Raw genomic sequence first — 15479 nt, 5'->3', positions numbered from 1 at the left:
CTATTGTACAAACATGCTGTGCGGCAAACAAGCAGGAAAAATGCAAAAAAAGAAGGAAAAAAGAGAAAGGATGTCGAAATACATAGATGGTTTGCAACCGAGAACAACAAAGGGGTTGGGGTTTATGGAAGTAAAAAAAGTCGATCATATTGGTATTGCAGTCAAATCGTTAGACGAGGCGCTTCCGTTTTATACGGATACGCTTGGCTTATCGTGCATTGGCATTGAAACAGTCGAATCAGAACAAGTCCGGGTAGCATTTTTAAAAGTTGGCGATGTCAAGCTTGAACTGCTTGAGCCGCTCTCTGAACATAGCCCGATTGCTTCTTTTATTGAAAAGCGAGGCGAAGGCATTCATCATGTCGCTCTTGGGGTTGATCATATCGAACAGCGCATCGAAGAGTTAAAAAATAACGGCATTCGCATGATTCACGAGCAACCGAAGCGCGGTGCAGGCGGTGCACACATCGCTTTTATGCATCCGAAGTCAGCCCGAGGCGTGTTATATGAGCTTTGTGAAAAGGTCGGTGGGCAGTAATGGACATGTACGATAAAATCAACGAGCTATATGACCGCCGCCGAGAAATTGAGTTAGGCGGTGGCGACGATAAAATTGCAAAGCAGCATGAAAAGGGAAAATTAACAGCAAGAGAGCGCATCGATCTTTTATTAGATGAAGGGACGTTCGTTGAGTTAAATCCGTTTATTGAACATCGTTGCACCGATTTTGGATTAGCGGGAAAAAAAGGACCAGGTGACGGAGTTGTCACAGGATACGGTAAAATCGATGGGCGGACAGTATTTGTCTTTTCGCAAGACTTTACTGTATTCGGTGGAGCGCTTGGGGAGATGCATGCGAAAAAAATTGCGAATATTATGGATTTAGCGGCGAAAACAGGAGCTCCAATCATCGGATTAAACGATTCTGGTGGCGCGCGCATTCAAGAAGGCGTGTTGTCGCTTGATGGATACGGCCATATTTTTTATCGGAACTCGATTTATTCGGGCGTCGTTCCACAAATTTCCGTCATTATGGGGCCATGTGCAGGAGGGGCTGTCTATTCACCAGCCATTACTGATTTTGTATTTATGGTCGAAAAAACGAGCCAAATGTTTATTACCGGACCGAAAGTGATTGAAACGGTGACAGGCGAAAAAATTAGCGCAGAAGATTTAGGTGGCGCGCGCGTTCATAATACGATTAGCGGAAATGCTCATTTTTCAGGAGCGACAGAAGAAGAGGTGCTTGCGCAAGTACGACGGCTATTAAGCTATCTTCCACAAAATTGTCAAGAAAAGCCGCCTGTTGCACCTGCACAAAAGGAAAGCGATTACCGTCCCGATTTAGCGGATGCCATTCCTATTGATGCGGTGCGTCCATACGATGTGCGAAACGTCGTGTTGCAAGTCGTTGACGAAGGTTCGTTTATGGAAGTACAAAAAGATTTTGCGAAAAATATTGTCATCGGTTTTGCCCGCATCAAAGGGGAAGTTGTCGGACTTGTATGCAACCAGCCGAAGTTTATGGCCGGGGGGCTTGATATTGACTCATCGGATAAAGCGGCGCGCTTTATTCGCTTTTGCGACTCGTTTAATATCCCAATTATTACATTTGAAGATGTGACGGGATTTTTCCCAGGAGTCAAACAAGAACACGGGGGCATCATTCGACATGGGGCGAAAATTTTATATGCGTATTCGGAAGCGACGGTGCCGAAAATAACGGTCATTTTACGGAAAGCGTATGGTGGAGCATACGTTGCATTAAACAGTAAATCGATCGGAGCAGATGTCGTATACGCATGGCCAAATGCAGAAATTGCCGTTATGGGACCACAAGGGGCAGCAAACATTATTTTCGCAAGCGACATCGAAAATAGTCCGAACCCAGAAGAAACAAGAACGCAAAAAATTGAAGAATACCGCGATAAATTTGCAAATCCGTATGTTGCCGCAAAATACGGTATGGTTGATGACGTCATCGATCCGCGCGATACGAGAATCAAGCTCATTCAAGCGCTCGATATGCTTCGTCATAAGCAGGAAGAGCGTCCAAAAAAGAAACATGGGAATATTCCGTTATAAATTGTTCAATGAAAAAGCGAACAGTACATGTACTGCTCGCTTTTTCTTATGAGAACCATGTTTGTAATTTTGGAATGCGACGAATAACAATCCAATCGAGAACAAAAGCGATGGCCAATGAAAGAGCGACTAAAGGCATCATAAGCCCTAATATGATAATGATGAGTGTGACGATTTGCATCGCTTTTTTGTTTTGTGGAGCAGATGGGACACCTAACGATCCTTTTGGGCGTCGCTTCCACCACATCACAACACCGCTATACGAAATGAATATGAGACCGAGGCAAGTGATAAGGCCGATCATTTGATTAAATAAGCCGAAATATCGACCTTCGTGAAGGGCAATACCAATTTCGATTACTTTAGCTAGCCAACCATAATCTTTAAAGCGCAAATCGGCTAACACTTTGCCGCTATATTGATCAATATGCAATGTAGCTTGATCTTGCGGCAAGTTTGGAAAGACCGAAACGGTATACACTCCTTTTTCTCCTTCAGGGAAGTAAATGGAAAAACCTTGATGAACATGTCGCTCTTTTGCAATTTGAATAACTGATTCAACTGGAATGGTCATTGTTCCGTTTTGATTCGATTCAGGTACAGGCATGTTTTCCGCCGCCCATGGCACGTCTGCTACTGATTTCGTTGGAATAACGGATTCTGGAATTTGACCGTCCCATAAGCCAGGGGGGTAGCCGGTGTGTGTTGCCGTGGCAATACGATTAATTTTATCGCCCATAAACCCAGCCCAAGGTAAACCAGTGAAAATAAGTAATAAAATAAAGACTGACAGCCAAATGGCAATCACGGAATGAATGTCTTTCCACATGACGCGCTTTCCTTCATTAAAGCGAATTTTCACAATGCCATATAAAGAACGATTTCTTGGCCACCATAAATATAATCCTGTTATTAATAAAATGACAGCCCAGCATGCAGCAAGTTCAACAATTCTGTCGCCAATTGTTCCTACCATTAATTCACCATGCAGCTTGACAATGATATTCATGAGTTTGTCTTCTTTTGCGATTTTACCAAGAATATCGCCGGTATATGGGTTAACAAAAACGATATATGTTTCACCATCTAAAACGACGCCAACTTCAGTCGAACGGTGTGGAGCATCGCTTGGCCGATAGCTGACGACTGTAGCATGTTCATACGTATTTGTAACTTTTTCAATGAGGGTACTCGGTGCCAACTCATGTTCCCCTTCTTCAATATAATAGTAGTCTTTGTATAAAAACGATTCAATTTGTGGTTTAAATAAGTAGATAGCTCCGGTGATGGAAAGAATAATTAAAAAAGGTGCGAAAATAATTCCGGCATAAAAGTGCCAACGCCATATAGCCTTGTATAAATCTTTGTTTGATAATGAATTCATAAAAACCTCCTGTTTTACTATGAAATGAAGTTCAATGTGAATGATATAACGAAATTGTGACAAATGTGTGAAGCGGAAGAAAAAAATTATGTGCATGTGTTCATCGCCATATGAAGGAAAATTCGTTATACTTAAAGATGAGTACATACATAGGAGGATGCGAGATGGTAAACGAACAGCGTTTAGTCGAAGAATTTTTAGAGCTTGTGCAAATTGATTCAGAGACGAAATATGAGCGCGACATTGCGGATGTGTTGAAAGCGAAGTTTGAAGCGCTCGGTTTGCACGTCATTGAAGATGATACGACTGCGCAAACAGGGCATGGAGCAGGAAATTTAATTTGCACATTGCCAGCGACAAAAGAAGGAGTTGATCCGATTTACTTTACATCTCATATGGATACCGTTGTGCCAGGAAAAGGGGTAAAACCGTCCATTCAAGATGGATATATTGTAACAGATGGTACGACGATTTTAGGAGCGGACGATAAAGCAGGACTTGCTGCGATGTTTGAAGCGATCCGAGTATTAAAAGAAAAACAAGTTGCGCACGGCACAATTCAATTTATTATTACTGTTGGAGAAGAGTCCGGGCTCGTTGGGGCGAAGGCGCTTGATCCGTCGCTCATTCAAGCGAAATTTGGATATGCACTAGATAGCGATGGAAAAGTTGGACAAATTATCGTTGCTGCTCCGACACAAGCAAAGTTGAAAGTGACCGTTCACGGAAAGACGGCTCATGCGGGTGTTGCACCAGAGCGTGGCGTATCGGCAATTACAATCGCCGCCAAAGCGATTGCGCAAATGCCGCTTGGGCGCATCGATGAAGAAACGACCGCAAACATCGGCCGTTTTGAAGGTGGAACACAAACAAATATCGTTTGCGATCGCGTGGACATTTTAGCAGAGGCGCGTTCGCTCGTTCCAGAAAAAATGGAAGCGCAAGTCGCGAAAATGAAAGAAGCGTTTGAACGAGTAGCGGAAGAAATGGGTGGTCGTGCAGATGTTCACGTGGAAGTGATGTATCCAGGATTTAAATTTGGCGACGGCGATCATGTTGTTGAAATCGCAAAACGAGCAGCCGAAAAAATTGGTCGTCCGCACGAGCTGTTGCGTAGCGGTGGCGGTAGCGATGCGAATGTTATTGCAGGATTTGGTATTCCAACTGTAAACTTAGCGATCGGCTATGAAGACATTCATACAACAAATGAACGAATGCCAATTGAAGAACTTGTCAAAGCAACTGAAATGGTCATCGCGATTATTGAGGAAGTGGCTGCGAGGGGGTGAAACGATGAATAAAGTCGTCGTTTTTCAACTTGCGAACGAACAATACGCCATTCCGGTTGAACATGTTGTTTCCATCGAAAAGATGAGCCGTCCGACGCTCATTCCAAGCATGCCTTCGTATATGCTTGGTGTTGTTCGCATTCGCGGTGAGCTTGTTCCCGTGCTTGATACGTCACAAATTTTATATCGCCGTCCGTATACGGAAGCAGAGAAAACGCGGCTTGTCGTTGTGCATACGGGCGATTTACACGTAGCATTTATCGTAGACGATGCAAAGGAAATTATTGATATTCCATCACATATGATGAAGCAAGTGAATATGCTTGCCTATCAACAGACGCCATACTTTATTGGCATTGCGAATTTACCTGATCGGCTCATTACTGTCATTGATCCGACAATATTGTTTGACAATTTAGAAGGAGCAAGCACGATTAAAGAACATATGAGGAATGAGAAACAGAACACTTGAACGAGAAAAGACGATTATGGTATGTTCTTTTTTGAACAAACAAAAATAGAAAGGAACATTTGCTATGGCGAAACAACAAATTGGTGTAATCGGTTTAGCGGTCATGGGAAAAAACTTGGCGCTCAACATTGAAAGCCGTGGTTATTCCGTCGCCGTATATAACCGTTCGCGTGAAAAAACAGACGAGTTTTTACAAGAAGCGGAAGGGAAAAATGTTGTCGGTACATACAGCATCGAAGAGTTTGTTAACGCGCTTGAGAAGCCGCGCAAAATTTTATTAATGGTGAAAGCAGGCGCCGCAACAGATGCAACGATTGAACAATTAAAGCCGTATTTAGAAAAAGGCGATATCGTCATCGACGGCGGCAATACGTATTTTAAAGATACACAACGCCGCAATAAAGAACTTGCGGAACTTGGCATTCATTTCATCGGCACAGGCGTCTCTGGTGGAGAAGAAGGAGCGTTAAAAGGGCCTTCGATTATGCCAGGTGGACAAAAAGAAGCACATGAACTCGTTCGCCCGATTTTTGAAGCGATTGCGGCAAAAGTGGACGGCGAGCCGTGCACGACGTATATCGGTCCAGACGGTGCGGGCCATTACGTAAAAATGGTGCATAACGGCATTGAATATGGCGATATGCAATTAATTGCCGAAGCATACTTTTTATTAAAACATGTGCTCGGCTTAAACGCCCAAGAGCTTCATGAAGTATTTGCCGAGTGGAATAAAGGGGAATTAGATAGCTATTTAATCGAAATTACAGCAGACATTTTTACAAAAATCGATGAAGAAACAGGCAAGCCGCTTGTCGATGTCATTTTAGACAAAGCAGGGCAAAAAGGAACAGGAAAATGGACGAGCCAAAACGCGCTCGATTTAGGTGTTCCGCTTCCAATTATTACGGAATCGGTATTTGCTCGCTTTATTTCTGCAATGAAAGAAGAGCGCGTGAAAGCAAGCAAGCTATTAGCTGGTCCAGCAGTGAAGCCGTATGAAGGCGATCGTGCGCACTTTATTGAAGCTGTTCGCCGTGCGCTTTACATGAGCAAAATTTGCTCGTACGCCCAAGGCTTTGCGCAAATGAAAGCAGCATCGGAAGAATACAATTGGAATTTACAATACGGCAATATCGCGATGATTTTCCGCGGTGGCTGCATTATTCGTGCGCAATTTTTACAAAAAATTAAAGAAGCGTACGATCGCGATCCAGCGCTACCAAACTTATTGCTCGATCCATACTTTAAAGAAATCGTCGAAAACTATCAACAATCGCTCCGCGAAATCGTCGCAACGGCAGCGATGCGCGGCATTCCAACACCAGCGTTTGCAAGCGCCTTAGCCTACTATGACAGCTACCGAATGGAAACATTGCCAGCAAACCTTATTCAAGCCCAGCGCGACTACTTCGGTGCGCATACGTACGAACGCATCGACAAAGAAGGCATCTTCCATACCGAATGGTTGAAATAAACGAACACCCCCTAGAAATGGCTCTAGGGGGTTATACTATGGTAATTTTGTTAAAATATTATAAAATTTCTAAGTAAATAATTGACATATCTTTTTTTTTTGGCTCTTCACCAAAAGTTGTACTTGAGATTTTAAGATAGGTATGCATAGGGAAAATAGAGGGTACAAAAAATGCGAATTTTCCTGTATGGTAAAGGTAACCAAACCGAACCATGGGAGGAAAATTCGCATGTACTCTCAGTTTATCAAAGAACTCATCGATTTACCAGATGTTTTGATTCAAAAGGTACGAAAAGAAGAAGAACGTTGGATTTTTGAACTTTCCCTTCCTGAACAATGCCCGTTATGTCCTGTTTGCTTGAAACGCACGATCAAAATGACAGGAAAAAAGAAACAATGGATGCATGGCTATGCTCAGCGAATCGGGATTTTTTGGATCGAACTTCCTGTCGAGCGAAGACGTTGTGGTACGTGTGGCATGACATTCAGCACGTCTTATCCAGGAATCTCCCCTCGAAGTGTGGCAACGGATGCTTTTCAACAATGGGTAGCGCAATCTTGTATCGGAACATCCATTCAGGCGGTGGCTCGTATGCTCAAGCTTCCGTACACGACCGTTGAACGTTGGTTTTATACCCATGCCCCTTCCTTCTTATCGAATGATATCCAACCAAAGGCAGTTTGTGTCGATGAGTTTGCGTTTCGAAAAGGGCATGACTACGGAGTGGCGATCATGGATGCCGAAACGGGAGAAGTGTATGCCGTTGAAGCAGGAAAGAACGAGGAAGCCATTGGACGTGTGTTGGCTCATGTGTCTGGTTCTGTTCAGTATGTTGTGAGTGATTTGGCTCCAGCGATGAAAAAAGCGATTCAAAGGGTTTGCCCAGAGGTGACACATGTCGTGGATTATTTCCATGTCATTCAGCTGTTTACAGATGCTTTAGAGCGTTGTCGCAAATATTTGGACAAAGGAGGCAAGAAACACGGACATGTTCGTTACGTTTGCCGTTTATTGAGCCAATGCCCAGAGAAATTGACGGAGGAAGAACGCCAAATCGTACGGAAATGGTGCAATGAAAGCGATGACTTAAAGTCTGTCTACCAATCGCTCCAACATTTTCGCTATGTGTCCAACAGCAAAGACGAGCAACAGGCGAAACGACGTTTGTCGGCTTGGATTCACCGATATGTATGTTGTCCTTGTTCGGCTGTACGCGCCATCGCAAAATCGCTTGTCAAACGAATAGATGAAATCATATCGTGCATATTGTCACCTTATTCGAATGGAAAAATGGAGGGAACGAATAACAAGATCAAGCTAATCAAACGCCGGGGATATGGATACAGAAATATCCAACGTTTTGCCTTGCGGGTTCGTCTAGAAACAGCTAACATACTTTAATGGCAGATGCAAGTACATCTTTTGGTGATGAACCTTTTTTTTTATAATGTACGTGGATGTATATTAATTGCCTATTACAGTTTGAATGTATATATTTTGCGAAGTTAGTCTTTGTAGTTTGTAGTATAGAAGCGGCTTATTTTGAATGATAAGTACAATATGAGAAAGGATTATGTATGGATGAAATGGTGTTCTGTACTATTCCGAATGATAGCAAATATGAAATTAGATGTTGCCTTGATTTCTATTTATTTGGGTATTCTCGTTTTTTATTGTATAAACCCGTATACAATAAATCCAGCTGAGTTTATTTTGTACAAGAAATATTTGCTTCCTATTGGAGTTGTTGTCTGGCTGTTGGCAAGTTTTCGCCTACATTTTTTGATTATGACCTCAACTCCGGTTGATTGGATTTTGATGAATAATATCATACAAAAACCGAAAAAGATCATCGCTAATCAAATAACTATTCTATTCACATGTTTTTTCATATTACAAATACTGATTGCAGGAGTTGTAGCAAGTGCGATTGTTGTAAACTATTCGGCAGGTTGGGATCTTTTTAAGTTTCTTTTTCGGTTGTACTGGATTTGTTTTGTTCTCCCATTCATATGGGCATGGATCATCGGATTATTTATCAGCATGATTGATGCATACTATTCTCACAAAAAATCAATGTTGCTCCTCAGTGTATTTCTTCTATGGATTATGACACTATTTTCCCTTGAATATAGCCCGTTTCAAGTGTTTATTGAAAATCGCTTTCCTTATATTGATCCTTTATTTAGTCTGACCTTTCTAAAAGAAAATGTATGGATTCAGTTGGTATATGTTGTTTGTTCGATCATGATTTGCATTGTATTTATGAAAATGAAACGTACAGCATTTGGATTAGCTATAAGTGTAATGTTGATTATTTCTGTCACATTTACAATCTATCATACTCAAACGAAATTTCAGCTAGATGATATTTTACTCGCAAATGACTACAAACTTTATCAACATATAAAATATAAAACTCATCACAATAAAAGTATGACAAGCAATTGGAGAATAACGGGAATCGAGGTCGAACCTGAATCTCGATATCCAATTAAAGTTGAGCTCACTTTAGACAAAAAAGCTCCTTTTGTGCGTTTTTCGATGAACGAGCAATTCGAAATCGACCACATAAAAAGCGGAGGAAAAAATTTATCTTTTAATCAACAAGGAAGCATTGTTGAAGTCGAAACGAGTGGTGTTCATTCCATGATCATCTATTATAAACATACTTTCGGTTCTAGCTTTTATCCGCTAACATCGAACATTGTTTTACTGCCGTTCGAGGCAAATTGGTATCCACAGTCAACTCATTCGAATATTTATACGATAGACTCATCTGGAACTTTTCATACTAATGTCGAAACGAAAAAATGTAAACACATAAAGGTAATTGAGGGAAAAGAAAAGTATAGTTGGCATGGAGATCATTTAGATTGTCTATCCATTATAAGAGGTCCCTACAAACAAATGGAAATTGAAAATACGAAGTTAATCGTTTATGAACCATTTTTGACGAAAACGAAGAATTATAGAGAATTGAAGAATCAACTTGTTTCGATTCGTAGTGAGCTTTGTGAGTTATTTACTAATCTTAAAAATACAGATTATTGTATGAATGAAATTAAAACTGTTGTTATTATTCCCAAAAGCTTAAGTACAACAAATCTCTCGCTATATGACAGCACAGTTACTAACGGAAGCTATACGTTCTACGTCGATCCTTTTCTTGACGTTAATGACAAATCGGTAACAGCATATGTCCAGGAATTAGCCGCCTTTTTGATCCCATACAGACTGTTTGAAAATGAACAGATAAGCATCTTTGTCGGTCAGTATTTAATGGAAAAACTACGTATTCCATCAAGTGGATCTTTAAAAACGATAGTGGGGAAATCTTCTATCAGTTTGGAATCATGGAATCACTATATGAAACTGGCGATGGAAGAGAAAGAAAAGGTGCTTATTCAAATGGCAAAAGAAATGGAGAGAACAGACTGATGCTAGAATTAAAAAACGTTACTATCACATATAACCGCCAAATCATTTTGCATAGTTGCCATTGTAAGCTTCCGTCTCAATCAATTATTGTGGCAAGGAATCATATTCATACGGATATTATGGCGAGAACGTTTGCTGGCTTTCATCCTTTAGATGAAGGCGAAATACATTTAGATGAAAATGTTGTAACGAGAAAGGAAAAATCGAGTAAAAACGTATTTTTTGTCATACCGGAAAACTACAATCAGTTGTGGAGGAATTATCGTTTACGTGAAATGCATAAGCTGTTGAATCGCTCATTTCGGAAATCTGAATTGTGCGAAAAGTATTGTATACCACCCGATGCGACAATGGATTCGTTAACAGCATTTCAACGGCTAATTTATCTCATTTCTCTTGGACAAGCATTAAAACGTATCATATTTATTTTTGATCAGCCGACGAAATATTTCGATTTTGAGGATTTAAACCATTTTTATCACTTTCTAAAAGAGGATTTTTCGGATGTACATTATCTCATTTTTACGAATCGAATCGAAAACGTATTTTTAAAGTTTTCTAATCCTATTTATCAAATCGATCGATCGCATAAAATCATTTGCTTTGAAAGGGGGGATAAGAATGCTGGTCGATGACATTATGCATTCTGTAGGGATTTGATGAGTTTAAATGTCTTGCTGAAGAAAAAGATCGAATGACAAAATTTAAAACTAAAGGAGGAAAAATGCATGTTAGTAAATCGAAAAAACAAGTGGAAATCAAAATGGATTTCTTTATCGCTTGCAGCAGCAGTAATTGCAACTGCTAGTGCGGCAGTTGCAGAATCTGCAACTGCCTCTTTAGATGGTTCAAGTACTTATAAAGACACATCCATTATTAAAGCAACTACAAATGGTACAGGAACAATTTATGCGATAAATAATGGAGCAAATACGCAAACTAGAGGATATGCTTATAAGTCTATTGATTGGTGGCCTGATAGCATTGTAGCTTCTACGAACTGGCTAAATCCAGGGTAACTATTCACCCCGATAGTAGTATGTAAAAAAGCGCAACACAAATCGGGCATCCTCGTGATGGAAAATGCCCTAAGTGGTAGAAAGAACACGATCGAGCGTTTCGCCCATCAACAGAAGACATAACGAATCCCACACATTTTTTTCGTGCTTCGTCAGTGTGGAAACGATGCTTCTTGTGATACAAAAAGACTGGGCGAATGTTTCTTCGCGAAATGTACCCGAAATGTTCTCTTTCACTTTGACCATGCGAAGATCGCGTTCGGCTTGGTTGTTGTCAAAGGGAACATGCACTTCACGTAAGAAACGCAGCGCTTCTTCCTTTCGTTTCTGAAGCCGCCGAACAAAAGCGAGTGCTTTGAGGCGTCATCGTTTCCAATCGGTGCTGTGTTTTCATAAGGATGCGATCATACACTCGTTCCCATCGTTTCGCTTCTTTTTTGGAAAGTGCACCGTGATAGGCTTCGACTGCCTGTTTGGCGGCTAACAGAAACGTCGTCATGCGCGATGCCCATGTATGCCCTTGTTAGATGAAGCCCTTCAATTCACGCAAATGATGGGCGTGACAAAGGGCATGGGTGGCTTGCGTGTATTTTGGATACGTACCAAACCCATTGTGCATCATCGTCCCTTGATATCGCGGAAGAATCCCGATGTCATCGGTCGCTTTCTTTCCACGAGAAACGTGAGGAGCCAAGTACGTGTATTTTGATGTACACGCGACATGCACCCATGCGAGTTTCCCTTTGATGCGCAAACTCGTTTCATCGACATGCAGGATGTTGGATTCAAGTAAGGCGTCTTCGATGATGTCCATATTCGATTCTAGCGCTTCGCGTCCTCGTTTCACCATATTGGCAAGAGTTCCCGTACTGATTGAGTGTTGATATAATGCTTCGATCGTATCACTCAAACGTTTGTAAGGGATCAATTGGATATGATGCAAATAAACAACGAGCGCCGTGAGACGTGGACCGTATTGCACATGATTCGTGACATGTGGTGGAAACTCCGCTTGTTGAACACATCGGCAATGTGGACAGGATTTCACTTCACGTTCATGTTGTGTCACCTCGATCGTCACGGGAGGGAGATCGAACACTTGACGGACATCGACTTTGAACGGTTTGACTTCGCGCAAAGAAGCCCCACATCCTTGACACGTATGCACACGATGAACGATGCGATGATGTGGACGTTCCACTTGACGGAGCGTCGTTCCTTGATGTCCTTCTTGTCCGCCTGGCTTGTTGCCAGATGGCTTGCGAGAAGAATGGGTGTGAAAACGGTCAGAAGATGGGGGCAAATGGCTATTGGAGCTGTTTTTTTCGTGCGTGCTTCCAGCTCTTGAACGCGATACTTCAGTTGTTCATTTTCTTTGCGCAGCTGTTTGATTTCGTGACGCAAATGTTCATTTTCTTGAACGAGTTGATGAATGAGCTGTTTTTGTTGTTGGACTTTGCTGATTAAGCTCTCAACTGTAAATACAGCTTGTTGTACCGTCAACATGCGATTCACCTCCTTGTCTATCAATATTCACATCATAGACAAGCTGACGTCCTTGTCCATGAGGCAACATTTCGTGCCAAAGAAGCACATTTAGCGCATGATTACTATCATTCGACGACGACCCAAGCAGCGGAAGTAGCGAAACGAGCGGAAGTGAAGCAACTCATTTTGACACATATGAGTTCCCGTTATCAAGGGGAGATGTGTGACCAACTGCTAGAAGAAGCAAAAGCGATTTTCCCGAACGTGGCTATTGCATTTGATTTTGCCTCGTTTCCGATTCCGAAACGAAGCGCGGAGTAAAAAAGAGCTGGCCGATGATGCAGGCCAGCTCCTCACAAAGACTCATATCGGAGCGTACAAAACGCTCGACATACGATTTTCTCCTCTTGTTCATAATTTTGGAATGTCGATTGAAAAAGAAAAATGTCGAATGAAAAATATCGAAAAAAATGTTTGATTATTTACAATGAATGCGAAAGAAACGAGCAAATATGTAAAAAGAGGGGAGAGTCATGCCGTTTTCAAAATCAGCCAGTGCTGCGATGACACGCAGTAGTTATTCAAGGACAGTGAATACTCATGTGACAAGTACGGCGACAAAGACAGAAAAAGTCAACCATCCACAAAATAGCTCAGCTAAATCGAGCAAACCATCCATTCCAAAAGACACCGTACATATTAGTCAAGAAGCACGGAAGGCATACGAATTAGCGATCAATCCAGTAAGAAACACGATTGGAAATACAGTTTATAAACCTATTGATTTTATCAAAAGGGAAGCTTCAAGAAATTTAGGAAATCAAACAGAAACCGCGCTCTATAACCCTGTAAAGAGCATTAAAAATGCGCTCCAGTCTGCGGTCAAATCATTCGAAACAGACACGGTGCAAATGAGTAAAGAAGTTCAAGAAGCGTCTCAGCAATCACAAAAATCAAATGATGTAAAGAAAGCAAAAGAAGAAGCGCTCACTCGACAAATTCGACTATCTTTGTATAATATGGACAAAGACGTTCGTACTGTCGTCGTCCATAGTCTGTCACAGGACGTATACACGGCTTCAAAAAACAAAAGTGACAAAGGATGGTCCGCAACAAAGGAACTAATCGAAGTGGTCACCGACTTCGTTCCGATGGTAGGTACGATCAAAGATGCTTATTGCTTGTATCAAGTGTTAAGCAATCCGAAATCCGATGCAAAAGATGTGGCCGAAGCGTTAGTTGGTTTTATTCCGGGACTAGGTGATCTAAAGAGCATTGCAAAAGTAACAAATGCCATTAAGAAAGCATTTGATATTGATCCGAAAAAATTAGATCAGGCTGTGAGTATTATTAAGGGTATTGGTAAAGGGGAACAAGTATTAGATAAAGTCAAGACATATGAACAGGCTAGAAATAAAGCACTAGACCTAGTTGGAGATTTAGGACCAAATTCAAAGCCATATATAGGAACTCTTAAGTCAAGTGCTGGATATGGTAAAGTAATTGGTAGGCAGTCTGCTGACGGAAAAGTAAGATGGAGATTAGATTATGACCCAAATAAGGGTATACATATAAACATTGAAGATTTTCGCAATGGTAAAGGGGCTAATGCTCGAAAAATCGTTATTCCATTTGAGGGTAACGAAAGCACCTTTAAATCTTTATTAAAACATTTGAATAGGTAAGGGGGAATTTGAATGAGTTTATTTGATGAGTGTATTGAGGCACTAGGTGAGAATGTACACGTCTTATCTGATAGTGAGAGAGAGCAAGTACTAAGAGATTTTGAGAATTCTTTTCCATTTACTGAGTGGGGGCGTATTGAATGGGAGAAAGTGACTTATCATGCTAAAGTGAATACAGTTGATGAGATCATCTCCTTTTTGAACCAAAACATTGATGAATACAGCAACGTTATATATGTAATTTGGGATGAAGGGACATTACCTATAATTCAATCTGAGTTAAATAAAGTATTTGAAGTTATAGATGATGTTACTGCTGTAAGTTTTGATACATGGATATTTTCACCATCTTCAGGATATGTCATTGAGATATTTCATGACGGTGAAGTAAGAATAGGATTGAAGTAAAATATCATTGAATTAACCCTCAAAAGGGGAATATAAATTCTCTTTTGAGGGTTTTCTACTAGTGACATAATGCCGAACGAGCTGCTATATACATCCAAATTGACATTTTAACTTCTGATTCACGCAGCACACCCGATGCGGCGTAACGCCTCATCTGGGTGCTGTAAGACGTGCTGTTCAAAACGAGTGATCGATTGGGCAATATCGTTCTGATCTTTATGCAAGACGTTGGCAATGACTTCATCTTTTAGTCACTTCCATAGCCGTTCAATCGGGTTTAACTGTGGGGAATACGGTGGCAAAAAGATAAAGTGAAAAGTAGTACCTTCTTCACTATCAAGGAACGCTCGCACCATCTTGGCATGGTGAATACGTGCATTGTCCAACACAAGCACGATGAATCGATTCGCATATTTTTCTTTCAACAAATGTAAAAAGTCTAGAAACGTCATGAAGCACGATGAAATACGACGTCCCCTTGTTGCACGTCGACTGCGCCAAAAATGGACACGTGGGCGTGATGACCGTAGCTTGGCACTTGTTTTTGATTGCCTACTTCTGCCCATGTCGTACGAAGCGCTTGATATGTGCGAACATGCGTCTCATCGACATGAAGAAGAACGATTTCGTCCGTGATTAGTTTTTTTGGGTCTTCACCATTTTCTGTGATTTTCACTTAATCCCAGAAACATGTTAGCTGGATGAAATGGGTTCATCAGTCAAGATCCTTCTT

At 41.2% G+C, this 15479-nt stretch carries 15 protein-coding genes and 2 pseudogenes; 12 read left to right on the top strand and 5 right to left on the bottom strand.

Translation table 11 applies throughout. The annotated features are described in order from the left end of the window. Positions 1–124 precede the first annotated feature (124 nt). Positions 125–538, top strand: a complete 414-nt coding sequence (gene mce / locus ES017_RS12730) for a methylmalonyl-CoA epimerase (RefSeq protein ID WP_035063622.1) — start codon at positions 125–127, stop codon at positions 536–538. Beyond that, on the top strand, positions 538–2085 hold the full coding sequence (locus tag ES017_RS12725; RefSeq protein WP_171335181.1) for an acyl-CoA carboxylase subunit beta: 1548 nt from the start codon (positions 538–540) through the stop codon (positions 2083–2085). The genes mce and ES017_RS12725 overlap by 1 nt, the downstream gene beginning before the upstream one ends. A gap of 46 nt (positions 2086–2131) precedes the next feature. Here the strand turns inward: ES017_RS12725 and ES017_RS12720 are convergent, their stop codons facing one another. Next, a complete protein-coding gene (locus ES017_RS12720; protein WP_246346316.1) occupies positions 2132–3469 on the bottom strand; it encodes a PepSY-associated TM helix domain-containing protein in 1338 nt (445 codons plus the stop codon). Positions 3470–3633: 164 nt separating this feature from the next. On the opposite strand from ES017_RS12720, the gene ES017_RS12715 reads away from it, so the two are divergent. From ES017_RS12715 to ES017_RS12685, 7 genes are all read left to right on the top strand, one after another. Beyond that, positions 3634–4758, top strand: a complete 1125-nt coding sequence (locus ES017_RS12715; RefSeq protein WP_171335179.1) for a M20/M25/M40 family metallo-hydrolase — start codon at positions 3634–3636, stop codon at positions 4756–4758. A gap of 4 nt (positions 4759–4762) precedes the next feature. Next, complete coding sequence (locus ES017_RS12710) at positions 4763–5230, top strand: chemotaxis protein CheW (RefSeq protein ID WP_171335178.1); 468 nt, start codon at positions 4763–4765, stop codon at positions 5228–5230. Positions 5231–5294: 64 nt separating this feature from the next. After that, positions 5295–6704 (top strand): NADP-dependent phosphogluconate dehydrogenase, encoded by a 1410-nt coding sequence (gene gndA, locus ES017_RS12705; RefSeq protein ID WP_171335177.1) that lies wholly within the window; start codon positions 5295–5297, stop codon positions 6702–6704. Positions 6705–6933: 229 nt separating this feature from the next. Next, on the top strand, positions 6934–8106 hold the full coding sequence (locus tag ES017_RS12700) for an ISL3 family transposase (protein ID WP_171335176.1): 1173 nt from the start codon (positions 6934–6936) through the stop codon (positions 8104–8106). Positions 8107–8247: 141 nt separating this feature from the next. After that, entirely contained in the window at positions 8248–10146 is a 1899-nt protein-coding gene (locus ES017_RS12695; protein WP_306464376.1) for an SLC5/6 family protein, read from the top strand. Then, the gene (locus tag ES017_RS12690) at positions 10146–10781 is read left to right on the top strand and encodes a P-loop NTPase family protein (RefSeq protein WP_171335175.1); all 636 of its coding nucleotides are present in this window, start codon (positions 10146–10148) and stop codon (positions 10779–10781) included. The genes ES017_RS12695 and ES017_RS12690 overlap by 1 nt, the downstream gene beginning before the upstream one ends. Positions 10782–10874: 93 nt before the next feature. Further along, positions 10875–11165 carry a hypothetical protein gene (locus tag ES017_RS12685; protein WP_253263397.1) on the top strand — a complete coding sequence of 97 codons (291 nt, stop codon included), beginning with the start codon at positions 10875–10877 and terminating at the stop codon, positions 11163–11165. Positions 11166–11234: 69 nt separating this feature from the next. Here the strand turns inward: ES017_RS12685 and tnpC are convergent. Further along, positions 11235–12671, bottom strand: a pseudogene (tnpC, locus tag ES017_RS12680) (IS66 family transposase). A 36-nt stretch (positions 12672–12707) separates the two neighbouring features. Between tnpC and ES017_RS12675 the strand changes: the two are divergent. The 3 genes and pseudogenes from ES017_RS12675 to ES017_RS12665 all read left to right on the top strand — a co-directional run. Next, positions 12708–12974, top strand: a pseudogene (locus tag ES017_RS12675) (ribonuclease Z); the annotation flags it as partial. Positions 12975–13186: 212 nt separating this feature from the next. Next, positions 13187–14338, top strand: a complete 1152-nt coding sequence (locus ES017_RS16280; RefSeq protein WP_425486539.1) for a hypothetical protein — start codon at positions 13187–13189, stop codon at positions 14336–14338. Between the two features lie 12 nt (positions 14339–14350). Further along, positions 14351–14746: a CDI toxin immunity protein gene (locus ES017_RS12665; protein ID WP_153127507.1), complete on the top strand. Its 396-nt coding sequence runs from the start codon at positions 14351–14353 to the stop codon at positions 14744–14746. Positions 14747–14865: 119 nt separating this feature from the next. On the opposite strand, the gene ES017_RS15785 is transcribed toward ES017_RS12665, so the two are convergent. The 3 genes from ES017_RS15785 to ES017_RS16245 are packed head-to-tail and all read right to left on the bottom strand — an operon-like array spanning position 14866 to position 15422. Next, a complete protein-coding gene (locus ES017_RS15785; protein WP_216367552.1) occupies positions 14866–14970 on the bottom strand; it encodes an integrase in 105 nt (34 codons plus the stop codon). A gap of 27 nt (positions 14971–14997) precedes the next feature. Continuing rightward, the gene (locus ES017_RS15780) at positions 14998–15174 is read right to left on the bottom strand and encodes a transposase (protein WP_216367551.1); all 177 of its coding nucleotides are present in this window, start codon (positions 15172–15174) and stop codon (positions 14998–15000) included. A gap of 20 nt (positions 15175–15194) precedes the next feature. Next, positions 15195–15422, bottom strand: a complete 228-nt coding sequence (locus ES017_RS16245; protein ID WP_368737195.1) for a transposase — start codon at positions 15420–15422, stop codon at positions 15195–15197. Positions 15423–15479: the final 57 nt, after the last annotated feature.

The sequence above is a fragment of the Anoxybacillus sp. EFIL genome (genome assembly GCF_013096955.1).
In the GTDB taxonomy this organism is placed as follows: domain Bacteria; phylum Bacillota; class Bacilli; order Bacillales; family Anoxybacillaceae; genus Anoxybacillus; species Anoxybacillus ayderensis.
The sequence above is the reverse complement of the archived record's forward strand: the minus strand, read 5'-3'. Positions and strand labels throughout refer to the sequence as shown.